The organism is Streptomyces sp. NBC_00400, assembly GCF_036048035.1.
GTDB lineage: Bacteria > Actinomycetota > Actinomycetes > Streptomycetales > Streptomycetaceae > Streptomyces.
Map to the genome: position 1 here is coordinate 3,283,656 of NZ_CP107940.1, position 26,134 is coordinate 3,309,789.

The 26,134-nt window shown below is 71.6% G+C and carries 24 protein-coding genes, 1 pseudogene and 1 riboswitch; of the genes and pseudogenes, 10 read left to right on the plus strand and 15 right to left on the minus strand.

Annotation, left to right across the window (positions count from 1 at the left end):
• Positions 1-101: 101 nt before the first annotated feature.
• The 4 genes from groL to thrC form a co-directional block, all read right to left on the minus strand.
• On the minus strand, positions 102-1,727 hold the full coding sequence (gene groL, locus OHS81_RS14355; protein WP_328385173.1) for a chaperonin GroEL: 1,626 nt from the start codon (positions 1,725-1,727) through the stop codon (positions 102-104).
• 437 nt (positions 1,728-2,164) lie between these two features.
• On the minus strand, positions 2,165-2,368 hold the full coding sequence (locus OHS81_RS14360) for a cold-shock protein (RefSeq protein ID WP_003986833.1): 204 nt from the start codon (positions 2,366-2,368) through the stop codon (positions 2,165-2,167).
• 423 nt (positions 2,369-2,791) lie between these two features.
• Complete coding sequence (locus OHS81_RS14365; RefSeq protein WP_086721746.1) at positions 2,792-3,070, minus strand: MoaD/ThiS family protein; 279 nt, start codon at positions 3,068-3,070, stop codon at positions 2,792-2,794.
• A gap of 122 nt (positions 3,071-3,192) precedes the next feature.
• Positions 3,193-4,476 (minus strand): threonine synthase, encoded by a 1,284-nt coding sequence (thrC, locus tag OHS81_RS14370; protein ID WP_328385174.1) that lies wholly within the window; start codon positions 4,474-4,476, stop codon positions 3,193-3,195.
• 17 nt (positions 4,477-4,493) lie between these two features.
• Positions 4,494-4,653: riboswitch (SAM riboswitch) on the minus strand.
• Between the two features lie 169 nt (positions 4,654-4,822).
• Between thrC and OHS81_RS14375 the strand changes: the two genes are divergently transcribed.
• Positions 4,823-5,785, plus strand: coding sequence for a glucosyl-3-phosphoglycerate synthase (locus tag OHS81_RS14375; protein WP_328385175.1), 963 nt, complete (start codon positions 4,823-4,825; stop codon positions 5,783-5,785).
• Between the two features lie 21 nt (positions 5,786-5,806).
• On the opposite strand, the gene OHS81_RS14380 is transcribed toward OHS81_RS14375, so the two are convergent.
• Positions 5,807-6,562, minus strand: coding sequence for a GntR family transcriptional regulator (locus OHS81_RS14380; protein WP_328385176.1), 756 nt, complete (start codon positions 6,560-6,562; stop codon positions 5,807-5,809).
• A 167-nt stretch (positions 6,563-6,729) separates the two neighbouring features.
• Here OHS81_RS14380 and OHS81_RS14385 point away from each other — a divergent pair, with 167 nt between their 5' ends.
• Positions 6,730-7,077, plus strand: coding sequence for a hypothetical protein (locus OHS81_RS14385; protein WP_328385177.1), 348 nt, complete (start codon positions 6,730-6,732; stop codon positions 7,075-7,077).
• Between the two features lie 75 nt (positions 7,078-7,152).
• Entirely contained in the window at positions 7,153-8,619 is a 1,467-nt protein-coding gene (locus OHS81_RS14390; protein ID WP_328385178.1) for an alpha,alpha-trehalose-phosphate synthase (UDP-forming), read from the plus strand.
• 281 nt (positions 8,620-8,900) lie between these two features.
• Here OHS81_RS14390 and otsB read toward each other — a convergent pair whose 3' ends face one another.
• The 3 genes from otsB to OHS81_RS14405 all read right to left on the minus strand — a co-directional run bounded on the left by otsB (position 8,901) and on the right by OHS81_RS14405 (position 11,727).
• Complete coding sequence (gene otsB / locus OHS81_RS14395) at positions 8,901-9,791, minus strand: trehalose-phosphatase (protein WP_328385179.1); 891 nt, start codon at positions 9,789-9,791, stop codon at positions 8,901-8,903.
• 99 nt (positions 9,792-9,890) lie between these two features.
• Positions 9,891-10,109, minus strand: a complete 219-nt coding sequence (locus tag OHS81_RS14400) for a DUF3263 domain-containing protein (RefSeq protein WP_088802265.1) — start codon at positions 10,107-10,109, stop codon at positions 9,891-9,893.
• Between the two features lie 349 nt (positions 10,110-10,458).
• Positions 10,459-11,727, minus strand: a complete 1,269-nt coding sequence (locus OHS81_RS14405; protein ID WP_443058703.1) for an extracellular solute-binding protein — start codon at positions 11,725-11,727, stop codon at positions 10,459-10,461.
• Between the two features lie 404 nt (positions 11,728-12,131).
• On the opposite strand from OHS81_RS14405, the gene OHS81_RS14410 reads away from it, so the two are divergent.
• The 3 genes from OHS81_RS14410 to pfkB all read left to right on the plus strand — a co-directional run bounded on the left by OHS81_RS14410 (position 12,132) and on the right by pfkB (position 15,418).
• A complete protein-coding gene (locus OHS81_RS14410) occupies positions 12,132-13,058 on the plus strand; it encodes an ROK family protein (protein WP_443058851.1) in 927 nt (308 codons plus the stop codon).
• Positions 13,058-14,269: an N-acetylglucosamine-6-phosphate deacetylase gene (nagA, locus tag OHS81_RS14415; RefSeq protein WP_328385182.1), complete on the plus strand. Its 1,212-nt coding sequence runs from the start codon at positions 13,058-13,060 to the stop codon at positions 14,267-14,269. The genes OHS81_RS14410 and nagA overlap by 1 nt, the downstream gene beginning before the upstream one ends.
• Positions 14,270-14,485: 216 nt before the next feature.
• Positions 14,486-15,418, plus strand: coding sequence for a 1-phosphofructokinase (pfkB, locus tag OHS81_RS14420; RefSeq protein ID WP_328385183.1), 933 nt, complete (start codon positions 14,486-14,488; stop codon positions 15,416-15,418).
• 590 nt (positions 15,419-16,008) lie between these two features.
• Here pfkB and OHS81_RS14425 read toward each other — a convergent pair.
• Complete coding sequence (locus OHS81_RS14425; protein WP_328385184.1) at positions 16,009-16,917, minus strand: carbohydrate-binding protein; 909 nt, start codon at positions 16,915-16,917, stop codon at positions 16,009-16,011.
• 264 nt (positions 16,918-17,181) lie between these two features.
• Positions 17,182-18,858 carry a diguanylate cyclase CdgB gene (gene cdgB, locus OHS81_RS14430; RefSeq protein WP_328385185.1) on the minus strand — a complete coding sequence of 559 codons (1,677 nt, stop codon included), beginning with the start codon at positions 18,856-18,858 and terminating at the stop codon, positions 17,182-17,184.
• A 313-nt stretch (positions 18,859-19,171) separates the two neighbouring features.
• Between cdgB and OHS81_RS14435 the strand changes: the two genes are divergently transcribed.
• Positions 19,172-19,786, plus strand: a complete 615-nt coding sequence (locus tag OHS81_RS14435; RefSeq protein WP_443058704.1) for a flavin reductase family protein — start codon at positions 19,172-19,174, stop codon at positions 19,784-19,786.
• 134 nt (positions 19,787-19,920) lie between these two features.
• On the opposite strand, the gene arfB is transcribed toward OHS81_RS14435, so the two are convergent.
• Positions 19,921-20,349 carry an alternative ribosome rescue aminoacyl-tRNA hydrolase ArfB gene (arfB, locus tag OHS81_RS14440; protein WP_088802263.1) on the minus strand — a complete coding sequence of 143 codons (429 nt, stop codon included), beginning with the start codon at positions 20,347-20,349 and terminating at the stop codon, positions 19,921-19,923.
• A gap of 203 nt (positions 20,350-20,552) precedes the next feature.
• Here arfB and OHS81_RS14445 point away from each other — a divergent pair, with 203 nt between their 5' ends.
• The 3 genes and pseudogenes from OHS81_RS14445 to OHS81_RS14455 all read left to right on the plus strand — a co-directional run bounded on the left by OHS81_RS14445 (position 20,553) and on the right by OHS81_RS14455 (position 22,501).
• Positions 20,553-21,128, plus strand: coding sequence for a TerD family protein (locus OHS81_RS14445; protein WP_328385186.1), 576 nt, complete (start codon positions 20,553-20,555; stop codon positions 21,126-21,128).
• Between the two features lie 57 nt (positions 21,129-21,185).
• Positions 21,186-21,797: pseudogene (gene map / locus OHS81_RS14450) on the plus strand (type I methionyl aminopeptidase); the annotation flags it as partial.
• 206 nt (positions 21,798-22,003) lie between these two features.
• Positions 22,004-22,501, plus strand: a complete 498-nt coding sequence (locus OHS81_RS14455; RefSeq protein ID WP_328385187.1) for a hypothetical protein — start codon at positions 22,004-22,006, stop codon at positions 22,499-22,501.
• A gap of 21 nt (positions 22,502-22,522) precedes the next feature.
• Here the strand turns inward: OHS81_RS14455 and OHS81_RS14460 are convergent, their stop codons facing one another.
• The 4 genes from OHS81_RS14460 to OHS81_RS14475 form a co-directional block, all read right to left on the minus strand.
• Positions 22,523-23,167 carry a pentapeptide repeat-containing protein gene (locus tag OHS81_RS14460; protein WP_328391157.1) on the minus strand — a complete coding sequence of 215 codons (645 nt, stop codon included), beginning with the start codon at positions 23,165-23,167 and terminating at the stop codon, positions 22,523-22,525.
• A 270-nt stretch (positions 23,168-23,437) separates the two neighbouring features.
• Positions 23,438-24,541 carry an aminopeptidase P family protein gene (locus OHS81_RS14465; protein WP_328391159.1) on the minus strand — a complete coding sequence of 368 codons (1,104 nt, stop codon included), beginning with the start codon at positions 24,539-24,541 and terminating at the stop codon, positions 23,438-23,440.
• A gap of 177 nt (positions 24,542-24,718) precedes the next feature.
• Positions 24,719-25,900 (minus strand): NAD(P)/FAD-dependent oxidoreductase, encoded by a 1,182-nt coding sequence (locus OHS81_RS14470; protein WP_328385188.1) that lies wholly within the window; start codon positions 25,898-25,900, stop codon positions 24,719-24,721.
• Positions 25,900-26,094 carry a ferredoxin gene (locus tag OHS81_RS14475; protein ID WP_328385189.1) on the minus strand — a complete coding sequence of 65 codons (195 nt, stop codon included), beginning with the start codon at positions 26,092-26,094 and terminating at the stop codon, positions 25,900-25,902. The genes OHS81_RS14470 and OHS81_RS14475 overlap by 1 nt, the downstream gene beginning before the upstream one ends.
• Between the last annotated feature and the right edge of the window lie 40 nt (positions 26,095-26,134).

Sequence of the window (26,134 nt, forward strand, 5' to 3'; positions counted from 1 at the left end):
CCGAAAACGCCGCCGGGGCGGCACCCCCTGGGAGGAGGGTGCCGCCCCGACGTACGTCTGGACGTGTGGTCCGGGAGGACCAGCGTCTGATCCGCGAGGGATCAGAAGTCCATGTCACCGCCCGGCATGCCGCCCGGAGCGCCGCCGGCAGCGGCCTTCTCCGGCTTGTCGGCGATGACGGCCTCGGTGGTGAGGAACAGCGCCGCGATGGAGGCGGCGTTCTGCAGCGCGGAGCGCGTGACCTTGGCCGGGTCGATGATGCCTTCGGCGATCATGTCGACGTAGTCGCCGGTCGCGGCGTTGAGGCCGTGACCCACGGGCAGGTTGCGCACCTTCTCCACCACAACGCCGCCCTCAAGGCCGCCGTTGACGGAGATCTGCTTCAGCGGGGCCTCCAGCGCGAGCTTCACGGCGTTGGCGCCGGTGGCCTCGTCACCGTCGAGGTCCAGCTTCTCGAAGACCGAGGAGGCCTGGAGCAGGGCCACGCCACCGCCGGCGACGATGCCCTCTTCGACGGCCGCCTTCGCGTTGCGAACGGCGTCCTCGATGCGGTGCTTGCGCTCCTTGAGCTCGACCTCGGTGGCGGCACCGGCCTTGATGACGGCCACGCCGCCGGCCAGCTTCGCCAGACGCTCCTGGAGCTTCTCGCGGTCGTAGTCCGAGTCGCTGTTCTCGATCTCGGCGCGGATCTGGTTGACCCGGCCCTGGACCTGCTCGCTGTCACCGGCACCGTCGACGATGGTGGTCTCGTCCTTGGTGATGACGACCTTGCGGGCGCGGCCGAGCAGTTCGAGACCGGCGTTCTCCAGCTTGAGGCCGACCTCCTCGGAGATGACGGTGCCACCGGTGAGGATGGCGATGTCGCCGAGCATGGCCTTGCGGCGGTCACCGAAGCCCGGGGCCTTGACGGCGACGGACTTGAAGGTGCCACGGATCTTGTTGACGACCAGGGTCGACAGGGCCTCGCCCTCGACGTCCTCGGCGATGATCAGCAGCGGCTTGCCCGACTGCATGACCTTCTCCAGGAGCGGGAGCAGGTCCTTCACGTTGCTGATCTTCGAGTTGACGATCAGGATGTACGGGTCGTCGAGCGCGGCTTCCATGCGCTCCATGTCGGTCGCGAAGTACGCCGAGATGTAGCCCTTGTCGAAGCGCATACCCTCGGTGAGTTCCAGCTCCAGACCGAAGGTCTGGGACTCCTCGACGGTGATGACGCCTTCCTTGCCGACCTTGTCCATGGCCTCGGCGATCAGCTCGCCGATCTGGGTGTCAGCGGCGGAGATGGAGGCGGTCGAAGCGATCTGCTCCTTGGTCTCCACGTCCTTGGCCTGCTCCAGCAGGGCGGCGGAGACGGCCTCGACGGCACGCTCGATGCCGCGCTTGAGGGCCATCGGGTTGGCGCCGGCGGCGACGTTGCGCAGGCCCTCGCGGACCAGAGCCTGGGCCAGGACGGTCGCGGTCGTCGTGCCGTCACCGGCGACGTCGTCCGTCTTCTTCGCGACCTCCTTGACCAGCTCGGCGCCGATCTTCTCGTACGGGTCCTCGAGCTCGATCTCCTTGGCGATGGATACACCATCGTTGGTGATCGTGGGGGCGCCCCACTTCTTCTCGAGGACGACGTTGCGGCCCTTGGGGCCGAGGGTGACCTTGACGGCGTCGGCGAGCTGGTTCATCCCGCGCTCGAGACCGCGCCGTGCCTCCTCGTCGAACGCGATGATCTTGGCCATGTGAAGTGGTCCTCCCGGACTGGGGTGGATTGCTCCGGACCTGGCTGGCGCCCGCGACGGACGACCTGCAGACCTGCGTGGTTCCTTGCCCCACCCGGCCTACGGGCCTCACCGACCCGGTCCTTCTTTGTCACTCTCACTGGGAGAGTGCTAACGCAATGATTAGCACTCGCACCCCTTGAGTGCAAGGCGGCTTCGAAGATGCCTCCCATCGGGGTGGCGCCCGAGTGGCGGGTGGGTGACGGGTGAGCGCAGGCCCCCGGGGCCGCCCACCTGCCCGGCCGTCCGCCACCCCGCCCACCGTCCGCTGCCCACTGTCCGCCAACAGCGGACAGCCGCCGACCGCCGGCGAACAATGAACAATGAACAAACAGACAGCAGAAGGCCCGCACCCCTCAGGGGTACGGGCCTTCACTACGCAGCAGTCGGTCGGCGCCTCAGCCGGCCACCCGGACCATGTCCGCCTGCGGTCCCTTCTGGCCCTGCGAGATCTCGAACTCGACCCGCTGACCCTCCTCAAGGGTGCGGTAACCGTCCATCTGGATCGCGCTGTAGTGGACGAAAACATCCGCACCACCGTCGACCGCGATGAAGCCGTACCCCTTCTCCGCGTTGAACCACTTGACGGTGCCCTGAGCCATGCCTAACTCCCCTATTACTGGCCCTTGCGCAGGACCGCACTCCGCGGACCCGGGTCAGACCTCACCCCATGAAAGCCCTGTGGGGTGTGCGCCGGAACGCGTCGACCGCCGCTGAATGTATCTGCACAGATGCCCAGCGCAACAGGTCAATCGGACGAGAAATCTGGGGCCGGAGAATCGGCTATATGCGGCGAAATCCCGGTTCTCCCGGGCAAGTCGGGCCGGGCATAGCTCACCTAAGCGACAAATGTTGCCCACACTTTGGGCACAACTGACCGCGATCTCATATGCGTTCGGCACACGCGCGCGCTATAGCGGAGGGGTATCACCCCAATGGTATCTCCTTTCACAACATGGAATTGCCCCGTCCGCTTTCTGGCGGACGGGGCAATTCCGGTCAAGCAGGCCAAGAATTGGCGCAAATCAGCAGCCTCCGGCGACCGCCGGAATGATCGAGACGCCCGCACCGTCCGGGGTCGGCGTCTCAAGGCCCTGCTCGAAGCGCACATCGTCGTCGTTGACGTAGACGTTCACGAAGCGGCGCAGCTTGCCGGCGTCGTCGAGCACACGGGCGGCGATGCCCTGGTGGTTCTGCTCCAGGTCGGCGATCACCTCGGAGAGGGTCGCGCCCTCGGCGGCGACCTCGGCCTGGCCGCCGGTGTACGTGCGGAGGATGGTGGGGATGCGGACCTTCACGCTCATGGTTCTGCCTTCCGGGTATTGCGGAGTACGAGTTCGGGGACGGTGGCCGGCCTCGTGGCGGACGGGCCGGCAGCCTCGCGGCGGAGGTGGCGCGGCCCCGTGCGCGGACGGGGCCGGCGGCCTCAGCCGGCCAGGCCGGCCGCGCGGAACGCGTCCAGGTCCGGACGGATCGTGGCCGTGGGCCCGGAGGTCGGGGCGACCGCGTCCAGCGTCTTGAGGCCGTCACCGGTGTTCAGGACGACGGTCGTCAGGGACGGGTCGAGCACACCGTCCTCGATCAGCTTCTTGGTCACGCCGACGGTCACCCCGCCCGCGGTCTCCGCGAAGATGCCTTCCGTCCTGGCCAGCAGCTTGATCGCGTCCACGATCTGCTCGTCGTTGACGTCCTCGACGGCGCCGCCCGTGCGGCGGGCGATGTCGAGCACGTACGGGCCGTCGGCCGGGTTGCCGATCGCCAGCGACTTGGCGATGGTCTTCGGCTTCTGCGGGCGCACCACGTCCTGCCCGGCCTTGAAGGCCGTGGACACCGGGGAGCAGCCCTCCGCCTGGGCACCGAAGATCTTGTACGGCTTGTCCTCGACCAGGCCGAGGGCGATCAGCTCCTTGAGCCCCTTGTCGATCTTCGTGAGCTGCGAGCCGGACGCGATCGGGATGACGATCTGGTCCGGGAGCCGCCAGCCCAGCTGCTCGCAGATCTCGTACGCGAGGGTCTTGGAACCCTCGCCGTAGTAGGGGCGCAGATTGACGTTGACGAAGCCCCAGCCCTCGCCGAGCGGGTCGCCGATGAGCTCGGAGCAGAAGCGGTTGACGTCGTCGTAGTTGCCCTCGATGCCGACCAGGTCACCGCCGTAGACCGCGGCCATGACGACCTTGCCGGCCTCCAGGTCGTGCGGGATGAACACGCAGGACTGGAAACCGGCGCGGCGCGCCGCGGCGCCGACCGCACCGGCAAGGTTGCCGGTCGAGGAGCAGGAGAGGGTGGTGAAGCCGAAGGCGCGGGCGGCCTCGACGGCGATCGCCACGACGCGGTCCTTGAAGGAGTGCGTCGGGTTGCCCGAGTCGTCCTTGACGTACAGACCGCCGGTGACGCCCAGCTCGGCGGCGAGCCGGTCGGCCTGGACGAGCTTGGTGAAGCCGGGGTTCAGGTTGGGCTTGTCGGCGACGTCGGCGGGGACGGGCAGCAGCGGGGCGTAGCGCCAGATGTTGTCCGGACCGGCCTCGATCTGCTTCCGCAGGCCCTCGGGGTCGCCGCTCGGCAGGTCGTACGCGACTTCGAGCGGCCCGAAACATTCCTGGCACGCGAAGATCGGGCCGAGCGCGAAGCGCTGTCCGCACTCGCGGCAGGACAGGGCTGCGGCGGGGCCCAGAGCGACGGTGGGGGTGTTTTCGGTGACTTGCACAGCCATGGAGGCGAGGCCCTTTCTCCTCATCTTCCTCGCGGCGAATCTCGCCACGAGACGGATTTGGCACCTTCCCTAGCCGGGAGCCTCGCGCGCGGGACGATCATCGTCCTTGCGGCAAGACCGGCTGGAGGGTTGCCGGGGCTTCAACGGGCCGTATCCCTCTGCCCCTCTGGATGAGCGGTATGGCGCTGGGCCGAAACCCAGGCGTTTGTGGCGCGGACCCCGACATGCGACGGTCATCCGCGTTGTTCAAGACTGTAACCGACGGCACTGACGGTTGAGATAGTCGTCCGAACCGCGAGATGGATCACAAGGCCGCCGATCCGGCGGCGACCGAGGAGTCGTAGACGTGCTGGAAGAGGTGGAGCGCTGGCTGAGCAGCCGCTCCTGGTCCGCCGCGGACCGCCCGCTGGGGCAGCTGCTGGAGGCGAAGCACCGGACGGGCCGCACGGTCAGTGTCGTACTGCCCGCCCTCGACGAGGAGGCCACGGTCGGGGCGATCGTGGCGGTGATCCGCGCCGAGCTGATGACCGGCGCGGTCCCGCTCGTCGATGAGCTGATCGTGCTGGACTCCGGCTCCACCGACCGCACCGCCGAGGCCGCCGCGGCGGCCGGCGCCCGGGTCGTCCCCCGCGACAGCGTCCTGCCGCGGCTGCCGGCCCTCCCCGGCAAGGGCGAGGTGCTGTGGCGTTCCCTGCTGGCCACCACCGGCGACATCGTCTGCTTCATCGACGCCGACCTGCGCGAATTCTCCTCCTCCTTCGTCTCCGGGATCGTCGGCCCGCTGCTGACCGATCCCGACATCCAGTTCGTGAAGGCGATGTACGACCGTCCGCTGGAGACCGGGGTCGAAGGCGCCGGGGCCGGCCAGGGCGGCCGGGTGACCGAGCTGGTGGCCCGCCCCCTCCTCAATCTCCACTGGCCGCAGCTGGCCGGCTTCGTCCAGCCGCTGGGCGGCGAGTACGCGGCCCGCCGCTCCCTCCTGGAACGCCTCCCCTTCCCCGTCGGCTACGGCGTCGAGCTCGGCCTGCTCGTCGACGCCCTGCACACCGTCGGCCTCGACGCCCTCGCCCAGGTCGACGTCGGCGTCCGCAAACACCGCCACCAGGACGGCCAGGCCCTCGGCCGGATGGCCGCCGCGATCTACCGCACCGCCCAACTCCGCCTGACCCGCGGCCACTTGGTACGCCCCCGGCTCACCCAGTTCGACCGCGGCGACGACGGCTTCGTCCCCCGCACGACGGACGTGGACACCGAGGAGCGCCCCCCGATGGCCGAAATCCCGGAGTATGCGGAGCGGCGGGCGGCGTGAGGGCCCGCGCAGCCTGAGCGCTCAGGCGTCGAAGTCGTACTCCAGCACGTAGGCGGACGAGTCAAGGATCATCTCGTTGACCTCGACGGTCCGCCCGTCCGCGGTCACGGCCGTGCGGCTGATGAGGATGACGGGCGTGCCCGCCGGAAGGCGCAGCCGGTCGGCCTCCTCCGGCGTCGGCATGCGTGAGCGCACCTCTTCCCTGAAGCGGGCGGGCCCCGCACCCAGCTCGGCGAGCCGGGCGTAGGTGCCGCCGGCCCCGGTATCCGGCTGCGTGATCGCCGATCCCGCGACAAGAGCAGCGGGGAGGGAGGAGGTGGACAGCAACACCGGCTTACCGTCGAGCACGAACCTGCGGCGCCGCACGATCACGGCGTCTCCCGGCGTCATGCCGAGCTGCGCCGCGACGGTTTCAGGAGCCGGCTCCTCGCCCACGGTGACCTCGTCCACCACCAGGTCACGATCCGGGACATCGGCCGACCAGACCGACCGTCCCTCACCCCATTGCTCCCGGGCCAAGCGCGGGACGCCACGGCGCCGGATCGGCTGGAACGCCCGCACGAAGACCCCGGCACCCTTGCGGGCATCGGCAAGCCCCTCCGAGGTGAGCACACCGAGCGCCTGCCGGGCCGTCATCCGCGCCACGCCGTGCCGGTCCATCAGCTCGTTCTCCCCGGGCAGCCGGTCTCCGGGCCGGAACTCGCCCTCCGCAATCGCCTGCTTCAGAGCGTCGGCGATCCGGCGGTACTTGGGCGACGAGCTCTCCTGTGCGGCCATGGCGATGCATCCCTCCTGGCGATCTCTAGACATCCTAGAGATCTGTTCGAGTGCCACGGCGTCGCCATCTCCCCCAACCTCAACATCTCTAGAGAACTAGTTGACGCTATGCATCCACTTCGATTCAATGTGTAGCGATCCAACTTCTCTAGAGAGCTGGAGCCGACATGACGCATCCTGCGCGTCCACGCCTGCTTCCCTGGTCAAGCCCGGAGGGGAAACCGTGCTACCTGCTCTCCGAGGGGGACGGCCCGGTCACCCGGCAAGCGGACGCCATTGAGCGCGCCCAGCTCGCATCCGGTGAGGTCCTCCTGGGGCACGCCCGTGCTCTCCTCCGCGACAACAGGACCACCGCACCCGAACTACGCTTTCCGGCCTGCTGCTTGACGGGCGCGCTCGGCGACACGCTGCGTATCTCCCGCAGCCGCGGCGACCGTCTCGACTGCGGGCATCCGGAACCCGCGGAGGGTGAACCGTCGTTGCCCCTCGACGCATTCCGGCCGGGCGACGACTGAGGAGCATTCCCCCGCCCGCGCCTCTTGGCCGCTTCCGTGCGTTTGCGCGGATCTGTCGCGGGTTACCTTCGCGACATGGTCTCCGAGCGCAGTGCGGCACCAGCGGGTGCCGAGGTTCTGGTCGCGTCCAATCGCGGGCCGGTCTCCTACGGCCTGGCGGAGGACGGCACGCTCACCGCCAAGCGGGGCGGGGGCGGGCTGGTGTCCGGGCTGTCGGCCATCGGGCCCGATACCGATGCGGTGTGGGTGTGTGCGGCGCTGGGTGACGGCGACCGGGAGGCCGTACGGCGGACGGGTGGTGCGCTGGAGCCGGGTGACACCGGCGGGCAGCGTGTGCGGATGCTGGATATTCCGGCCGGGGTGCATGCCGCCGCCTACAACGGCATCGCGAACTCCGTGCTGTGGTTCGTCCACCACATGCTGTACCAGACCCCGCTGGAGCCGGTCTTCGATGCGGAGTTCCGGGCGCAGTGGGCGTCGTACGAGGCCTACAACCGTGCCTTCGCCCAGGCGCTCGCCGACGAGGCCGCCGAGGGTGCGGCGGTGCTGGTGCAGGACTACCACCTTTCGCTGGTCCCGGGGATGCTGCGGGCGCTGCGGCCCGACGTACGGATCGCCCATTTCTCGCACACGCCATGGGCGCCGCCGGAGTACTTCCGGATGCTGCCGGACGACATCGCCGAGCAGTTGTTGCGGGGGATGCTGGGCGCCGACCGGCTGGGGTTCCTCACCCACCGCTGGGCGAATGCGTTCCGCGCCTGCTGCGCCGAGGTGACCGGCGGCACCGAGGGCACCCTGATCGGGGTGCACGGGCTCGGGGCGGACGCCGGGTTCCTGCGGGAGCGGTCGCAGCAGGCGGACGTCCAGGAGCGGCTGGTCACCCTGCGGGAGCAGGTCGGCACGGGGCCGGACGGGACGGCGCGCAAGGCCGTCGTCCGGGTGGACCGGACCGAGCTGTCGAAGAACATCGTGCGGGGGCTGCTCGCCTACCGCGAGCTCCTGGCCGGGCACCCGTCGTGGCACGGGCGTGTCGTGCATGTCGCCTTCGCCTATCCCTCGCGCCAGGACCTGGCCGTCTACCGGGAGTACACGGCGCAGGTCGGACGGCTCGCCGAGGAGATCAACGCCGAGTACGGCACGGAGAGTTGGCGACCGGTCGTGCTGCATGTGAAGGATGACTTCGCGCGCTCGCTGGCCGCGTACCGGCTGGCGGATGTGGCGCTGGTCAACCCGATCCGGGACGGGATGAACCTGGTCGCGAAGGAGATCCCGGTGGTCTCCGATCACGGCTGTGCGCTGGTGCTCTCCCGGGAGGCCGGGGCGCACGAGGAGCTGGGCGAGGACGCCCTCACGGTCAATCCGTACGACGTCAGCGACACCGCGCGGGCGCTGCACGAGGCGCTGATGATGGAGGCCTGGGAACGCGGCGAACGCACGGCGCGGCTGGCCGCTGCCGCCACGGCGCTGCCGCCGGCGCAGTGGTTCCTGGAGCAGTTGCGGGCGCTGAAGGAGGACGCCTCGGACGGACTCGGCCTCTCCTAGAGCCGGTCTACGACCCCCCACCGCGCACGTTCCACCTCGCCCACGACTCCTCGGGACGGCCCGACGTCGGCGAGCTGTCCACTCCGCCTACGGCCGCAGGGCGGCAGGTGTCGGTTTCACGGCCCGGCCACGGCATGGCCGCGTGTCGTACCGGCCGGGGAGCGGGGCACGATCCGGGTATGGACGCAGCCCGGCGCCACCGGGCCGGTCACGGTGACGGTCCCGGCACGGGGATGAGGAGATGGCCCGGCGGGCCGACCGGCAAGGGCCGCGTACAGGGCCTAGTCCAGCCGGTCGGCCAGGGCGGCGAGCAGTCCGACGACGCCGGTCGGGCCGTCGACCACCAGGTCGGCGCGGTCGGCCAGTTCGGCGACCTCGTTGCTGCCGCTGCACACCAGGACGCCGCCCAGGCCGTCGGAGCGCAGCTTCTCCACGGCGGCGAAGGCCGCCAGGTCGCCCAGGTCGTCACCGGCGTACAGGACGGTGGTGGCACCGGTCTCGCGGACCCATTCGGCCAGGGCGACGCCCTTGTCCATGCCCGGCGGGCGGAGTTCCAGGACGAGGCGGCCCGGCTCGACGATCAGGCCGTGGCGTTCGGCGAGCACGGTGAGCGGGCCGCGCAGCTGGTCGAAGGCGCCCTGGGGATCGGTGGCGCGGCGGGTGTGGACGGCGATGGCGCGGCCGCCCTTGCGCTCGATGGCGGTCTCGACCCAGGTGCCGTGCCAGACGCCGGAGGCATCCAGGACGCCGGGGAGCTCGGCCTGTATGGCGGCGATGCCGGGGGGCGGGGCGGGCGCGTGGACGGTGCCGGTGGCGGCTTCCCAGCGTTCGGCGCCGTAGTGGCCGAGGACGGTGAGCTGGTCCAGGCCCGGTGCTTCGGCGAAGCCGCCGAGGCGGACCGCGACGGTGGCCGGGCGGCCGGTGATCACCGCGGCGGCGCGCAGCCGGGGCGCCAGGCGGCCGAGGGCGGCGACGGCGCCGTCATGGGCGCGGGCCTTCTCCGGGTCGGGGACGATATCGGCGAGGGTGCCGTCGAAGTCGAGGGCGATGACGGCGCGTTCCGGGTGGGCCAGCAGCGCGGCGAGGCCGTCGCGGCCGGCAGCGGTGCGCGGGACCGGTACGGATCCGGGTGTCGGCTGGGAGTGCGGCGCGGCGTTCGGGGGGCTGCCCATGGCGCCGACCCTACCGGCGCGGGGCGGACGCCGGGGGTACCTCCCGGCCATCGCCGCAGGGCGCTCCACGGGAGCACCGGGGCGCGGCGGGCGCACGCGTCAACGGCGGGCGCGGCGGGCGTCCCGGACGCGGCGCAGGCGGTTGACCGTGACGGGGTCGTGGGCGAGCGCCCGGGGGTCGTCCAGCAGGGCGTTGAGGAGTTGGTAGTAGCGGGTCGGGGAGATGCCGAGCTGTTCGCGGATGGCGCGCTCCTTGGGGCCGGGGCCCGGCCAGGAGCGGCGCTCGACGGCGAGCACCGCCTCGTCCTGGGCGGTCAGCCCCGCCGCGCTCGCACCGGGCCCGGGAGCGCTGCCCGGACCGGCCGGGCTGCCCTCCGTCCCTTCCGGGCTGCCGGTGGGTTCCGTGGCGCCGGCTCCTGCCGAGCCGCCGGTGGCACTCGTGCCTTCCGGGCCGCCCGTGGCGCCCGTAACGCCCGCGCCTGCCGCGCCGCCCGTGCCTTCCGTACCGCCTGTCATCACGCTTCCACGATAAGCGCACGGTCGGACCGGGACCGGCTCCTCGCCCCGGCCGGACCGGGACGGCCCACCGGCCGGGGGCCGCCCGCCGGGCCGGGCCCGTCCGACGGTCCGAACCCGTCCGCCCGCCTTCGCGCCCGCGCCCCCACCGTCATTCGCCGGTGTTGTCCGCCGCGTCCGCGGTGTTCTGGATGTCGGTGAGCACCCCGGCCGGGTTGCCCCGGGGGTCGACCGCGGCGCCCATCTTCGCCTTGACCGTCTTGGAGATCAGCGGCCAGGAGGTCTTGTTCGCCGGGTAGAACTCGGCGTTGGGGAGCTGCTGGAGGAAGCCGTGCAGCTTGGCGTACTTGTCGTCGCCCTGCATCGCCTCGGAGGCGGAGGTGGTGACCGGCAGCAGGCCGTAGTCGCCGGAGAACTTCTCGACGTTCTTGTCGCTGTAGACGAAGTCGAGGAACTTGCCGACCTGGGCGCGGTGGCCGCCCTGCTTGAACGCCATCATCCAGTCGGCGACGCCCATGGTGGCCTTGGCCTTGCCATTGGTGCCGGGCAGTTCGACGCTGCCGTAGTCGATGCCCTTGGCCGCGGCCTGCTTCATCAGGGTGGGGTGGCCGTTGAGCATGCCGACCTTGCCGTCGGCGAAGTCCTGGAAGGCATCCTTGCGGTTGAGCTTGGCCGGGTCGGTGCCGGTCAGGCCCTTGCCGACGAGGTTGTTCTTCAGCCAGTTGAAGGTCTTGACGTTCTCCGGCGAGTCGATCGTGTACTTGCCGATGCTGTCGGTGTAGCCGCCGCCACCACTGAGCATCCACTGCATCGTCTCGGCCTGGGTCTCCTCCGGTCCGAGCGGCAGCGCGAACGGCATCTTGACGCCATGGTCCTTCAGCAACTGGGCGTCGTGGGCTATGTCGTCCCAGTTCTGCGGCGGGGAGGTGATACCGGCCTGGGCGAACAGCTTCTTGTTGTAGAAGAGCCGCCGGGTGCTGGCGCCGAAGGGCATGCCGTACTGGACGCGCTTGTATTCGCCGGCCTCCGCTAGGGAGGGGCTGAAATCGGCCTGGGTGGTGACGTTGAGCAGCTTGTCGACACCGTAGAGCTGGCCCTTGGCGGCGTAGTCGGCGTAGGCGCCGATCTGCGCGAGGTCGGGTGCGTGGCCGGCCTTGACCAGGTCCGCGACCTTCTTGTCGACGTCCGTCCAGCTGTAGACCTCGACATCGATCTTGGTGCCGGGGTGCTTCTTCTCGTAGGCGCGGGCGAGCTCGTTCCAGTAGTGCTGGGAGCTGTTGGACCGGCTGTCGCCGTAGTCCGCCGCGATCAGTTTGAGAGTGACGTCGTCGCCGCTACCGGAGCCGCTGCCGCAGCCGGTAAGAGTCAGCGTCATGGTGGTGGTGATGACCGCCGCCAGGCTCAAGTACCGCCGCTGCACCGCTGTTACCGCCCTTTGTTCTGAAAATCCGTGCTTGCCGGGGCATCCCGCCCCGCCGTCTGCGAGGTCCCCCTCCAACGGCATGAACAGCGGGCCCGGCCCGCGTCCGTTACCGAGTCTCCCCCGCGGCCTTTACAAGGTCTACACCACCCCCCGTTTCGCGAAGGCGCAGGTCGTCGGGCACTCCCCGCAGCACCCCCGGCAGTTCCCTCGGGCAGTTCCCTCAGCCCCCTCGGGCAGTCCCCTCAACCCCTCGGGCGGCCCCCTGGGACTCCCCTTCCGGTTTCCCTTCGGGCAGCCCCTCCAGGTGATCCGATCGGCGAGTGGACTAGACCTTTCGGGGCGGATCGCGCAAAACTGTTCCCGTGAGACACGTCATCGCCCTTGATGTGGGCGGCACCGGCATGAAGGCCGCCCTCGTAGGGGTGGACACCGCGCCTTCCGGGGAGACCTCCACCGGTCCTCCCGTGCTGCTGTACGAGGCACGGCGCCCGACGGGCCGCGAGCGGGGCCCCGACGCGGTGGTCGAGGCCATCCTCGGCTTCGCCGCCGAGCTCCGTGACCTCGGCACGGCCCGCTTCGGCGTCCCCGCCGCTGCGGCCGGCGTCGCCGTCCCCGGGATCGTCGACGAGGGCTCCGGCACCGCCGTCTACGCCGCGAACCTCGGCTGGCGGGACGTACCGATGCGGGCGCTGCTGTCCGAACGGCTCGGCGGGGTGCCGGTCGCCCTCGGCCACGATGTCCGCACCGGCGGCCTGGCCGAGGGCCGGATCGGCGCCGGGCGGGGCGCCGACCGCTTCCTGTTCGTCCCGCTGGGCACCGGGATCGCGGGCGCCATCGGCATCGGCGGCCGGATCGAGGCCGGCGCGCACGGCAGCGCGGGAGAGATCGGCCACATCGTCGTACGGCCCGGCGGGCGCGTCTGCGGCTGCGGTCAGCGCGGCTGCCTGGAGACGGTGGCCTCGGCCGCCGCGGTCGGCCGTGACTGGGCGGCGGTCTGCAAGGATCCGCAGGCCGGCGCGGCGGATGCGGCCAAGGCCGTGGAGTCCGGCGACGAGCGGGCCCGCGCCGTCTGGCACCACGCCGTGGACGCCCTCGCCGACGGCCTGGTCACCGGGCTCACCCTGCTCGACCCGCAGACCCTGATCATCGGCGGCGGGCTCGCCGAGGCGGGCGACACGCTGTTCACGCCTCTGCGGGAAGCGGTCCGCCGCCGCGTGACGTTCCAGCGGCTCCCCTCGATCGTCCCGGCGGCCCTGGGGGACGCCGCCGGGTGCCTGGGCGCAGGCCTGCTCGCCTGGGATCTTCTCTCCACGGAGGTAACCGCCTGATGGCACGGCAACAGTTTGCGCAGCGGCCCTCGGACCCCGGGCGCACCGTTCTGACCGGCGCCCGGATCGCCCGGCCGTCCGGCGTCGTCGAGCGCGGCCGGATCACCGTCGAGGGCGGCCGGATCGGCGATGTCCACAGCCGGGACCTCGACCTGGACGAGGCGGTGGCCGGACGGGTGGTGGACCTGACGGACCACCTCATCGTCCCCGGCTTCGTCGATATGCACGTCCACGGCGGAGGCGGCGGCTCGTTCTCGTCCGCCGATCCCGAGGAGTGCATGACGGTGGCCGAGACCCACCGCCGGCACGGCACCACCTCGATGGTCGCCTCCACCGTCACCGGCGAACTGGCCGACCTCGCCCGGCAGGCCGGGGTGCTCGCCGAGCTGGTCCAGCAGGGCGAGCTGGCCGGTATCCACTTCGAAGGCCCGTTCATCTCCGCGCACCGCTGCGGCGCTCACCAGCCGGAGCTGCTGCGCGATCCGGACCCGGCCGACGTCCGCAAGCTGATCGACGCCGCGCACGGCACCGCGTCGATGATGACCGTCGCGCCCGAACTGCCCGGCGGCCTGGAGTCCGTACGGCTGCTCGCCGACGCCGGGGTGATCGCCGCCCTCGGCCACACCGATTCCGACTACGACGCCACGCGCCGGGCCATCGACGCCGGCGCCACCGTCGCCACCCACCTCTTCAACGCGATGCCCCCGCTGGGCCACCGCGCGCCGGGCCCGGTCGCGGCCCTCCTGGAGGACGAGCGGATCACCGTCGAGCTCATCAACGACGGCACCCACCTGCACCCGGCGATCCTGCAGCTGGCGGTCCGTGAGGCCGGCGCCGGACGGGTCGCGTTCATCACCGACGCCATGGGCGCGGCCGGGATGAACGACGGGATGTATCCGCTCGGCCCGATGCAGGTCGAGGTCAAGGACGGCGTCGCGCGGATCAGCGCGGGCCCCACGGCCGGTTCCATCGCCGGCTCCACCCTCACCCTGGACCGGGCCTTCCGGCGCGCGGTCACCCTCGACGGTCTGACGGTCGACCAGGCCGTACAGGCACTTTCGGCCACCCCGGCCCGCCTCCTGGGCATCGACGACCGGACCGGCTCCCTGCAGACCGGCAAGGACGCCGACCTGGTGGTGCTGGATGCGGCATACGAGCTGGTGGGGGTCATGCGCCGGGGCGAGTGGGTGGTGCGCCCGAAGGGCGTCTGACGCTCGGCAAAAGCGGCGGGCAGGGGTAGGGCGGCGGGCAGGGGCACGGTCGGCCGACCGGCCCTCCGGCGGCCCCGGTCCACCCGGGAGCGGGCCGGGTCTGGGCCAACGACCACCAGCGATGGCATGATCGCTCGCGCACTTGTCCGTATGTCACCGCCGTGCGCGGTGGCCCGACGCCCGGCCGCCCGGCCATGACTGCCCGGAGGGGCGACCATGATCCTCACGGTCACGCTGAACGCCGCCCTGGACATCACCTACCGCGTTCCCCGGCTCCGGCCCCACGCCACGAACCGGATCACCGAGGTGTCCGAACGCCCCGGCGGCAAGGGCCTGAACGTCGCCCGGGTGCTGGCCGCCCTCGGCCACCGCACGGTCGCCACCGGCTTCGCGGGCGGCGGCACCGGCGAGGCGCTGCGCGCGCTGCTCGCCGAGACCGACGTCACCGACGCACTGGTCCCGGTCGGCGGCGCCACCCGCCGCACCGTCGCCGTCGCCGACACGAGCAGCGGGGACACCACCCAGCTCAACGAGCCCGGCCCGACCGTCTCCCCCGCCGAATGGGACGCCTTCCTCGGCACCTACCGCGAACTGCTGGGCGAGGCACGGGCGGTGGCGCTGTGCGGCAGCCTGCCGCCGGGCGTCCCGGTCGACGTCTACGCCCGGCTCACCCGGGCCGCGCGCAGCGCCGGCGTCCCGGTCCTGCTGGACACCAGCGGCGAACCGCTGCGCCGGGGCCTGGCCGCCCGCCCCGACCTCGCCAAGCCCAACGCCGACGAACTCGCCGCCCTCACCGGCAGCACCGAACCGCTGCGTGCCGCCCGCGACGCCCGCCGCCGCGGCGCCCATGCGGTCGCCGCCTCACTGGGCCCGGACGGCATGCTCGCGGTGACCGCCGACGGCGCCTGGCAGGCCGCGCCGCCACAGCGGATCGCCGGCAATCCGACGGGCGCCGGCGACTCGGCGGTGGCCGGTCTGCTGTCGGGGCTGGTGGAGGAGCTGTCCTGGCCGGACCGGCTGACCCGCGCGGTGGCGCTGTCCGCGGCAACCGTACGGGCCCCGGCGGCGGGCGAGTTCGACGCGGCGACGTATGAAGAGCTGTTGCGGACGGTGAGGGTGGCAGCTTCACCGGAGGCACGCGGTATGTGAAGTGACGCCCCTTCAATTGCGCTGGCCGGTATGCACCTTGTTGCGAGCTTCTCGGCCGGTTAGCGTCACCTCGCCTTGATCATTATCTCTGGGAGGCGAAGATGAAGACCACGAGGAAGCTCGCACGCATCGCGGCGACGGGGGTGGCCACACTCGGGATCGTGTCCGCGACGACGGCAGGCGCGGTTGCCGCGGACCGAGCCGGTGTTTGGGCAGTGGACGGGCATTCCTTCACCATCCGAGCCGGCGCAAGCACGTCATCAGCCAAGCTAGCGACCATCAGCAACCCTGGGACGAAGATTGCTTGCACTCACACCCCGTGCGTAAGGAACAGCAGCGGCGGTTCTTACACCTGCTGGCGTGGGGGACCGTCGGACAACGATTGGCTGAAGGTGGTGTGGGGCAACAGGTCGGGGTGGGTCGCCGCCGCCTGCGTGGAGGGTGGCCGCATCTAGTCTGACCGAGCGGACGCCACATTGGACGAGAAGGCGCATCCCCCACGCTTGGGGAGCTCGACCGTCCAAGTGGCCAACGCACCTACCTTGTTGAGCGTCGCGGGGACATCTCTCAGCGGCGCAGCCACCGGCCCGTCACTTTCGGGCCAGCCACACCTTGTCCAGGTTCACGTCGCACTGGTTCCCGCTCTCGCAGGACAGCTTGACGGTGTTGGTGCCCTTGTTGAGCTGCACATACGACCAGGTCCTGGTCCAGCCCTTGTCCCAGGCGCCTTCCGGGGCGTGCGCGAAGTTCTCCATGTTGATCGGCCGGCTGTCCGCAGCGCCGTTCACGTTCAGCGTGAGGTTGGCGTCCTTGCCGGGAACGCCGTAGCCGACCCAGAGCTTGTACTTGCCGGGAGCGTCGACGTCGAGCGTCCACGTGGCCGCCGCGCCGGGGGTGTTCATACCCGCCACGTACGTCCCGCCGGGCGAGCGCGCGCCCGGGACGTCCTTCGACGTCGTCGCCCCGCCGTCCAGCCGCAGGCTTCCCGCGTCCTCCTTGGGCAGCTTGCCCGGAGCCGGCTTCTTGGGCTTGTCGCCGGGGGACACCGTGTCGCCGGCCGTCGGGCCGGGCTTGCCGGCGGTGTCGTCCTTGCTGTTCTTGCCATTGGTGAGCATCGCGACGCCGATGCCTATGCAGACCACCGCGACCACCGCGACGGCACCGATCAGCAGGCCGTTGCGGCCGCGCCGCGGCTCCGCACCGCCCTTGGCCGGGGCCGCGGTGGAACGCGTACGGTCCCCGCCGGGCAGCGTTTCCGGCGCGGCGTAGTGGGCGTTCTGCTGCCCGTACGTCACCTGCTGCGGGGCCTGCTGCCCGTACTGGCGCTGGCCGACCGCCCGCACCTGGTTGTAGGAGGTACGCGGGACGCCCGGCTGCCGCGCCGCCGCACCGTCGCCCGACGGGCCCGATGCGCCGCCCTCGCCGCCTTCCGAGCGGTAGAGGTAGCCGAACGGGTCGTCGTTCTCCGGCGTGTCCGCGCCGTTGTTGCCGGCCGTCATTCCGTGTCACTCCCAAGCGATCTGTGCGCGTCTGTACGCGTCTTCCCGCGTGCGCTGTCATCTGCTGCGCGAACTGTCTGTCGGGCCCCCGGCGGCACCGCGCCGCATCGGCGCAGCCTACCCTCTCCGGGCTCACGCACACCGGCCCCGGAGGGCCACAAGATCGCTACGGATCGGTGAACTGCTGGTGCGGAGGCCGCGGCGCGCCCGGTGTGAGATACGCGGCACCGGGCCCGGCCGCCGCCGCGGCGGCCCGCCCGCGGCTCACCCTGCCGCCCGCCGGTTCGCCTTCGAGCGGGAGCGCTTTTCGACGTACATCCGCTGATCGGCCGACTCCAGCACTTCCTCGGCCGTCATCCCGCAGCTCGCCCAGCCGATGCCGAAGCTGGCGCCCACCCGGACCGCCCGGCCCTCCACCCGGATCGGCGGGATGATCGCGTTCCGCAGCCGGACCGCGAGATCCTGGGCGTCGGCGGTGCCGAGACCGTCGGCGAGCACCACGAACTCGTCGCCGCCGAGCCGGGCGACCGTATCGCCGTCCCGGACGCCGCTGGTCAGCCGGCGGGCGACCTCGATGAGCACCGCATCGCCGGTGTTGTGCCCGAAGCGGTCGTTGATCGACTTGAAGCCGTCGAGATCGCAGAAGAGGACCGCGAGCCCCTTGGAGCCGTCGTCGGCCGGCCCGTCCGCGGGGGCGACGAGATGGACGTGGTGGTCGAACGGGGCCGGAGGCCCGCCCTCGAAGCCGTCGAGTCCGTCGAAGGGCTCCTTGCCGTCCGGCCGGAAGCCGGGCGCCTCGTGGGGATCGGTGTGCAGGACGCGCGAGGAGGCGAAGGCGTCCGCCATCGAGCCGGGCGCGCGGGAGCACAGCCGGGCACCGAGCCGGGCCCGCAGCTCCGCGCTGTTGGGCAGCCCGGTCAGCGAATCGTGGCTGGCGCGGTGTGCGAGCTGCAGCTCGTGGCGCTTGCGCTCCTCGATGTCCTCGACGTGGGTGAGCAGGAAGCGCGGCCCGTCGGCGGTGTCGGCGACGACGGAGTTGCGCAGCGAGACCCACACGTAGGTGCCGTCCCGGCGGGCCAGCCGCAGCTCGGCGCGGCCGCCCTCGGCGGAGGTGCGCAGCAGCGTGCCGATGTCCTCGGGGTGGACCAGGTCGGAGAAGGAGTAGCGGCGCATCCCGGAGGCCGGGCGGCCCAGCAGCCGGCACAGCGCGTCGTTGGTGCGTAGCAGCCGCCCGTGCTGGTCCCCGCCCATTTCGGCCACGGCCATCCCGCTCGGCGCGTACTCGAAGGCCTGCCGGAAGCTCTCCTCGCTGGCGCGCAGCGCCTGCTGCTCGCGCTCCAGCCGGACCAGAGCGCGCTGCATGTTCGCCCGCAGCCGGGCATTGCTGATCGCGATGGCGGACTGGAAGGCGTACATCTGCAGGGCTTCCTGGCCCCAGGGGCCGGGCCGCCGGCCGTTGCGCGGCCGGTCGACGGAGATCACTCCCAGCAGCTCGCCGCCGCCGTTGGACGCGGTGTACATGGGCGCGAACAGGCGGTCCATGGGGTGCCACTCGTCGGGGAAGCGGGGCGCGGGCCCGGCCGTGTGCCACTGCGGTACGTCGTCGTCATCGAGCACCCAGCCCTCGGTGTGCGGGATGAAGACCAGGTCGCCCCAGCGCTCGCCCATGGCCAGCCGGCGCTCCCAGGAGGTGCGGGAGCCGGCCCGCCCGGCCATCAGCGCCTCGGCGCCCGCGCTGCCGGCGACCGCGGCGACCACGAGATCGCCGTCGGGGCGGACGAGATTGACCGCGGCCAGCTCGTAGCCGAGCCCGTTGATCGCGCCGTCGGCGACCGTCTGCAGGGTGTCCGCGAGACTACGTGCGGTATTCAGCTCGGCGACCACTTGGTGCAGCTGCCGCAGGGTCGCAAGACGGACGTATGGCTCCGACTCGGTCTCCATCGCTCGCTCTCCCTGAGACCTCGACAGCAAACTCCACGATTCTTTGTCGTCCGATTCCACGCTCACTGAATCACAGTGAGCTGTTCACTCGGTACACAGGGTCAACAATTAGCGCCTCCTGTGACTCAAGTCACAAAGACTGAGGGATGTTTGGCGATCTTCCATAAACCCGCCACGGGAGCGCGCCTTCACTCTTTCTACACTTGCTGAACGCAAATTTCCGAGTGTTCCGGACTTCCGTCGTCAGACCTAGGACGCGGCTGGTCCCCGGGCCCGATGCGTGGCGGGGGCCGACGAAGTTAGCGTTTATGGCGTGTTCACGAAAAGCCCTGCCGATACGGCGGCCTCCGGGCCCACCACCCCTTCCGCCCCCGTCGTCGCCCTCACTTCCACGCCGGACGGGGCGCCCATCCCGCATTCTGTGGGAGTGAGTGACGACGAATTCCGTGCCGCCCTGTCCCGCCTCGCCGCAGGCGTGGTGCTGATCACCGCCCGCGACCCGGACTACGGGCCGCACGGCGAGGACGTCGGCATGACCGCCACGGCATTCCTGTCGGTCTCCCTCGACCCGCCGCTCGTCATGGTGAGCGTTCGCAACGATTCACGGATGGACGACCTGCTGGCGCTGCAGCCGCTCTGGGCCGTGTCGGTGCTCTCGGGGCATCAGCGGCAGATTGCCGGGCGGTTCGCGATGAAGGGGCGGATCAGCGACCGGCTGCTCTTCGAGGACCTTGGGTTCGTACGGGGCGAGGTGTCCGGTGCCCCGCTCATCGGCGGGGCGCTCGCCACCATGGAGTGCCGTACCGAGCAGCGGGTGGTGGCCGGCGATCACACGCTCGTCATCGCGCGGGTCCTGGCCACGACGCTGCCCAGCGAGGACGACGGGCCGCTGACGTACTTCCGGGGGAAGTACCGGCAGTTGGGGTGAGGGGCGCGGGGCGGCCTGCCGGGGCGGGCGGGGCAGCCGGGGGGGGGCGACGTCCGCGGGGCCAGGCGGGGGCAGCCGGGGACGGCGCCTGCGGGACGGGCCAGGACAGCCGGGGGACAGTGCCTGCGGGCCGGTCAGCCCCAGTCGCGGCCCGAGCGGCCGCGCTTGGTGTCGCCGCGCTGCTTCTTCTCCCGCAGCCGCCGCTCGTTGATGCCCCGTGGGATCCGTGACTTGCGGCGCGGCTTGGGCGGTGGCGCGGTGGCCTCGGCCAGCAGCGCGGCCAGCCGGACGGCGGCGGTTTCGCGGTTGCGCCACTGGGAGCGGTGCTCCGAGGCCCGTACGGACAGCACGCCGTCGGTCAGCCGGCCTGCCAGCCGCTCCAGGGCGCGCTCCTTCCACACCGGCGGCAGCGCCTGCGTCCTGCCGAGGTCGAAGCGCAGCTCGACCTGGCTGTCGCTGGTGTTGACGTGCTGGCCGCCCGGACCCGAGGAGCGCGAGAACCGCCAGACGAGCTCGGCCTCGGGAAGGACGACCGCACCGCGGATGACATGGGGCCCGGACATGCGTCCTATGATCTCGCGCGCCACGGGACCCGTCACCCGCTTTTCCTGGTCCATTGCGGCACATCCGCCATCAGGATTCGGCAAAGAAAGTAAAGAGAGCTGGAACCTCCTGGTCCCCTGATGGCGTTGTGGTGGGTGACGGTAGCTTCGTCCGCAGTACGGAGCCCGACGCTTCGACGAGTCGACAAGGAAAGGGACATCCCATGGCTGTAAGCCTGTCCAAGGGCGGCAACGTCTCCCTCACCAAGGAGGCCCCGGGCCTGACCGCCGTCACGGTGGGCCTCGGCTGGGACGTCCGGACCACCACCGGCACGGACTTCGACCTCGACGCAAGCGCCATCGCGGTCAACGGCAGCGGCAAGGTCTACTCCGACCAGCACTTCGTCTTCTTCAACAACAAGGCGACGCCCGACCAGTCGATCGTGCACACCGGCGACAACGTCACCGGCCAGGGCGAGGGCGACGACGAGCAGATCAACATCAACCTGGCGGCGCTGCCGGCCGACATCGACAAGATCGTCTTCCCGGTCTCCATCTACGACGCCGAGAACCGCAGCCAGAACTTCGGCCAGGTGCGCAACGCGTTCATCCGCATCATCAACCAGGCCGGTGGCACCGAGATCGCCCGCTACGACCTCAGCGAGGACGCGGCCACCGAGACCGCCATGGTCTTCGGTGAGCTGTACCGCAACGGCGCGGAGTGGAAGTTCCGCGCGGTGGGCCAGGGCTACGCCTCGGGCCTCGTCGGCATCGCGCAGGACTTCGGCGTCAACGTCTGAGTCACGCCTGCACCCGGCGCGGCCGGGTCAGGGCAACGGAGGGCCGGTTCCCCATGGGGGGCCGGCCCTCGGCTCGGCTACCAGCCGTCCTTCGCCCCGGCCCCTTTCCCCGCCGTGCTCTGCGTCTCCGTCAACGACGCGATCGTGCACGGCATCCCGAACGCCGCTCGGCTGCGCGACGGCGACCTGGTGAGCATCGACTGCGGCGCCCTCGTGGACGGCTGGGCCGGCGATGCCGCCCTCAGCTTCACGGTCGGCACCGCCCGCGCCGAGGACCAGCGGCTGATGGACACCACCCGGCAGGCGCTGGAGGCGGGCATCGCGGCGGCCGTGGTCGGCGCCCGGATCGGCGACATCTCCCATGCGATCGGCAGCATCGGACGCGCGGCCGGCTACGGCATCCCCCGTGACTTCGGCGGCCACGGCATCGGCCGCCAGATGCACGAGGACCCGTCGGTCCCCAACGACGGCCGCCCGCACCACGGCTTCGTCCTGCGCCACGGCCTGGTCCTCGCCATCGAGCCGATGTTCCTGGCCGGCGGCAAGGACGCCTACGCCGAGGACGGCGACGGCTGGACGCTGCGCACCACCGACGCCTCCCGCGCCGCCCACTTCGAGCACACGGTGGCGGTGACCGAGGAGGGGCCGCGGGTGCTGACCGCGGCGTAGCGGGAGTGGCGGGTGGCGGAGTGGCGGGTGGCGGAGGGCGCACCAGGGGGGCTCCGGCGGGGCACATGCGGGCGGGGCGCCGGGCGGGCGGGGCACGGGCGGGCGGGGCACGGGCGGAGACCGGCGGGGGCGGGCCGGGCGCGGGTGTCTCTCCGTACGACCGGTGCGGGCATCTGCGCGCCGCACCGGCGTGACACCATCAAGGCGTGATCGACCTCGGCTACTCCCTCTCCCGCCGCTTTCCGGACCCGCCACAGATGGACTACCGGACCGCGGACGTGCGCACGCTGCGCCACGACCTCTTCTGCGGCGATGTCTACCTCGCCGACACGAAGACGGACCGCGAGCTGTCCACGGCCTGGGGCTGGGTGCCGGTCCTCGACTTCGCCTGGGCGCTGTGCGACATCGTCGAGCAGCTCGACACCGACCCCCGGGGCAACCGCTCCGCCCGCCCCGTCCACGCCGAGCTGGACTTCACCGAATCCGCGGACCGGATCTTCTTCGAGCGCCGCTTCGGATGGGTGGACGTGGACGCCGACTGGATGCCGGCCGACGAGGACCCGCTCACCTTCAACCACTCCGCGCTGCGCCGCGAGGCCCGCGACTTCCTGCACGACCTGATCGCCGACCTCACCGATATGCACGACGGCCTCGGCGACAACCCGGCCATCTGGGACCTCCAGGCCCGCTTCCCCCGCGTCTGAGCGCCCGGCCGGCCGGGCGGCTCACTCCACCCGCACTCCTATCTGGGCCGCGAACGCCGGGGCCAGATCGAGCAGTTGGGACGCGCTGATCACCGCGCCCGACAGCCGGTCGATCCCCCGGGCGATATCCAGCGCGGCCGCGCCCCGCAGATCGACGTCCTTCATCCGCGCCTCGGAGAAATCCACCCGCGCCAGCGTGCAGTCGTCGAACGTCACCCGCTCCAGCTCCGCCCCCGCGAAGTCCGCCTCGACCAGCACACAGCCCTCGAAGGCGACATCCCGCAGCTTCGCCTTCCGCAGATTCGGGAAATCGATCTTCCCGCCGCGCACCACGACGCGCTGCAGCACCGCACCGTGCAGCTGGGTCCCGCCGAGCCGGGCGTCCGACACCTCCACATCGCGCAGGGACGCCTGGGAAAGGTCCGTGCCGACGCCGCGTACGCCGCTCAGCACGCTGTCGATGATCCGCGCCCGGCTGAGCACGGTGTCGTCGAGCGCGCAGCGCCGCAGCGCGCAGTCCAGGAAGCGCGCGCCGCGTGCCGACTGCCCGGCCCAGTCGGCGTCCGCGAACTCCAGCCCGTCGTAATCCCCCTCGGCCTCCAGCTCCCCGCCGTCGTACGCCGCCAGCTCCGGCAGCCGCACCTCCGGCCGCCGCACCGCCCGCACCGTCTCCTCACCGCGCCCTGCCACCGGGCCACCGCCTTCCTGCCGTCCGAGCCCGTCCGCCGTTCCGGCCCGTGCCCGCCGTTGCGGTCCGCGCCCGGGTTCCGGTCCACGCCTGCACACCCCATCGTGAACCACACCACTGACAACGCACCCTGACCTGCAGAAATAGCCTGGCAGTCCGCGGCGGCAGCCCACAGCGGGAGCCCCTGCGGCAGCACCCCGGCAGCAGAGGCTCCCGGCCGCAGCGCCGCGGCCGCAGCGGCCGGACCCCTACCGCACCACCGCCATCTCCCGGGCCGTCTCGTTCAGCCGCCGCCCGCCCGACTCCGTACACGTCACGATGTCCTCGATTCGGACCCCGAACCGCCCCGGCAGATAGATCCCCGGCTCGATCGAGAAGCACATCCCCGGTACCAGCGGCAGATGCTCGCCCTCCACCAGATACGGCGGTTCGTGCGTGGTGACCCCGATCCCGTGGCCGGTGCGGTGGATGAAGTACTCGCCGTACCCGGCAGCCTTGATGATCTTCCTGGCCACCCGGTCGATGTCCTGGCACGCGACGCCCGGCCGCACCGCCTCGAACGCCGCCTGCTGCGCCTCCCGCACGATGTCGTGCACCTTGCGCTCCTCGGCGCCCGGCTCCCCGACGTGCACGGTCCGCGAGGTGTCCGAGCCGTACCCGTCCTTGAGGCCACCGAAGTCGAGCACGACCATGTCGCCCTCCTCGATGACCCGTTCCCCGGCCTCGTGGTGCGGGTTGGCGCCGTTGGGGCCCGACCCGACGACCGTGAAGTCCACCTGGCTGTGCCCGTGCTCGGTCAGCAGCCGCGCCAGGTCCGCCGCCACCTCCTGCTCCCGGCGGCCGCCGAAGCGCACCCCCAGGATCTCCTCGTACGTCGCGTCCGCGGCGGCGCCGGCCGCGGCCAGCCGCGCCACCTCATGGGCGTCCTTGACCGCGCGCAGCATCGGCAGCGCCTCCGTCAGCGCGGTGTAGGCGGTTCCCGGCAGGCACCGCTGCAGCCCCAGCAGATGCAACGCCCACGTCGCGTCGGACACCCCGTAACGCCCTTGCGGATCCACCCACTTGGCGACCTCCGCATACGGTTGTGAGCCGTCGGTCCACCCCGACACCTCCATCGCCCGAGCCCCGGGCGAGTGCTCCGCGTCCGGATACTCCAATACGGGCACCAGCAGCCGCGGGCGCCGCCCCGGCTCGATCACCAGGGCGGTCAGCCGCTCGGTGGCCGCGGGCGGCCGGTAGCCGCACAGCCACACCAGATCCGGACCCGGCGTCACGATCAGCCCGGCCAGCCCGGCATCGGCGGCGGCCCGGCCCGCCCGGTCCATCCGCCGCTCGTAGTCCTCGTGCGTCATCGAAGTCACCATGCCGGTGAACTTACGCCGGTACGCCCCTTCCGGCCCGTCAAAAAACCTTTCTGGCCGGCCTCTTCCCCTTCCGGTTCACCCGGCCGTCCGCCCCTCATCCCGGCCGTCCGCTCCTGGTAGCCCCGGCGGGCGCCTCGCCGATCCGCCCGCCGGGCCTGCCCCCGTTTACTCCGGCACCCCCTCGCCGATGCGGCCGCGGTAGGCGTGCAGGGCGCGTGCGCTGTTCCAGCCGAGTACGCCCACCACGCGGCCACCCTCCTGGTAGAGCGCGACGAACCTGCCCGTCTGCGGATCGCCCTCGACACAGGTGACCCGGGCATCCGCGGGACACCGGCCGTGGAACTGGATCTTGGCGTCGTACTGGTCGGTCCAGCCGAACGGGACCGGCGCGTAGGGCACCGCGTCCTCAGGCTCGGCGAGGAGGTTTCTGGCGACGGCGATCGCCTGGGTGGTGGCGTTGGTGCGTTGTTCGAGGCGGACGCGGTCGCCGGTGACCGGGTCCGGCCAGTTGGCGACGTCTCCTGCCGCGTAGACCCCGGGGGCGGCGCGGCAGTAGCTGTCGCAGAGCACCCCGTCCCCCAGGGGGATCGTGGAGTGGGCCAGCCAGTCGGTGGCCGGCACCGAGCCGATCGCGACCACGACCACATCGGCGGGGAGCCGGGCGCCGTCGTCGAGCACCACCTCGGTGACCCGGCCGTTCCCGCCGGTCAGGGCGGCGACGCCGCGGCCCATCCGCAGCCGGACTCCGTGGTCCCGGTGCAGGCCGGCCACCAAGTTCCCGACCCAGGGGCCGACTTGCCCGGCCAGCGGGGTGGGCGCGATATCGACGAGGGTGACGTCCAGGCCCAGCCCCCGTGCGGTGGCGGCGATCTCGCTGCCGAGGAATCCGGCGCCGATCACCACGACCCGCGGGCCGCCCAGCAACTGCGCACGCAGCGTCAGGGCGTCGTCGAGCGTGCGCAGTACGTGCACCCCGGCCAGGTCGTGGCCGAAGGGCAGTTCGCGCGGCCGCAGCCCGGTCGCGATGACCAGGCCGTCGTAGCGCAGCCGGTCCCCGTCCGCCAGGGTGACGGTGCGGGCCGTCGTGTCCACGCCGGCCGCCCGGCAGCCCAGGCGCAGCTCGGCCTTCAGGCGCCCGAGGTCCGCGTCCTGGCGCAGCACGGTCGTCTCCGGTTCCCGCTCACCGGCCAGGACCTGCTTGGACAGCGGCGGCCGGTCGTAGGGCACCCGGGGTTCCTCGCCGACCATGGTCAGCGTTCCGGCGAACCCCTCGCGGCGAAGGGCCTCGGCCGTGGTGAGCCCCGCGGCCGAGGCGCCCACCACGACGATCCGTTCCCTCTCGGGCACTACTTCAGCACCTCGATGGCCAGCGCCGGGCAACGGGCCGCGGCGTCCTCCACCGAGGAGTGCAGCTCCTCGGGCGGGAGGGCGTCCAGGAGGACGACGATGCCGTCGTCCTCGCGCTGGTCGAAGACCTCGGCGGCGGCCAGCACGCACTGGCCTGCGCCGACGCACTTGTCCTCGTCGATGATGACCTTCATCGGGATTCCTCTTCTTCCGTTTCTTCCGTGGATGGGGTGC

Excerpts from the sequence above, each read along its gene's own strand:
- groL (WP_328385173.1), bottom strand. The coding sequence starts at position 1,727 with ATGGCCAAGATCATCGCGTTCGACGAGGAGGCACGGCGCGGTCTCGAG.
- OHS81_RS14445 (WP_328385186.1), top strand. The coding sequence starts at position 20,553 with ATGGCTGTAAGCCTGTCCAAGGGCGGCAACGTCTCCCTCACCAAGGAG.
- thrC (WP_328385174.1), bottom strand. The coding sequence starts at position 4,476 with ATGGCTGTGCAAGTCACCGAAAACACCCCCACCGTCGCTCTGGGCCCC.
- OHS81_RS14425 (WP_328385184.1), bottom strand. The coding sequence starts at position 16,917 with ATGACGGCCGGCAACAACGGCGCGGACACGCCGGAGAACGACGACCCG.
- nagA (WP_328385182.1), top strand. The coding sequence starts at position 13,058 with ATGGCACGGCAACAGTTTGCGCAGCGGCCCTCGGACCCCGGGCGCACC.
- OHS81_RS14385 (WP_328385177.1), top strand. The coding sequence starts at position 6,730 with ATGACGCATCCTGCGCGTCCACGCCTGCTTCCCTGGTCAAGCCCGGAG.
- otsB (WP_328385179.1), bottom strand. The coding sequence starts at position 9,791 with ATGGGCAGCCCCCCGAACGCCGCGCCGCACTCCCAGCCGACACCCGGA.
- OHS81_RS14410 (WP_443058851.1), top strand. The coding sequence starts at position 12,132 with ATGAAGGCCGCCCTCGTAGGGGTGGACACCGCGCCTTCCGGGGAGACC.
- OHS81_RS14360 (WP_003986833.1), bottom strand. The coding sequence starts at position 2,368 with ATGGCTCAGGGCACCGTCAAGTGGTTCAACGCGGAGAAGGGGTACGGC.
- OHS81_RS14365 (WP_086721746.1), bottom strand. The coding sequence starts at position 3,070 with ATGAGCGTGAAGGTCCGCATCCCCACCATCCTCCGCACGTACACCGGC.
- cdgB (WP_328385185.1), bottom strand. The coding sequence starts at position 18,858 with ATGGAGACCGAGTCGGAGCCATACGTCCGTCTTGCGACCCTGCGGCAG.
- OHS81_RS14380 (WP_328385176.1), bottom strand. The coding sequence starts at position 6,562 with ATGGCCGCACAGGAGAGCTCGTCGCCCAAGTACCGCCGGATCGCCGAC.
- OHS81_RS14465 (WP_328391159.1), bottom strand. The coding sequence starts at position 24,541 with ATGACGCACGAGGACTACGAGCGGCGGATGGACCGGGCGGGCCGGGCC.
- OHS81_RS14390 (WP_328385178.1), top strand. The coding sequence starts at position 7,153 with ATGGTCTCCGAGCGCAGTGCGGCACCAGCGGGTGCCGAGGTTCTGGTC.
- pfkB (WP_328385183.1), top strand. The coding sequence starts at position 14,486 with ATGATCCTCACGGTCACGCTGAACGCCGCCCTGGACATCACCTACCGC.
- arfB (WP_088802263.1), bottom strand. The coding sequence starts at position 20,349 with ATGTCCGGGCCCCATGTCATCCGCGGTGCGGTCGTCCTTCCCGAGGCC.
- OHS81_RS14475 (WP_328385189.1), bottom strand. The coding sequence starts at position 26,094 with ATGAAGGTCATCATCGACGAGGACAAGTGCGTCGGCGCAGGCCAGTGC.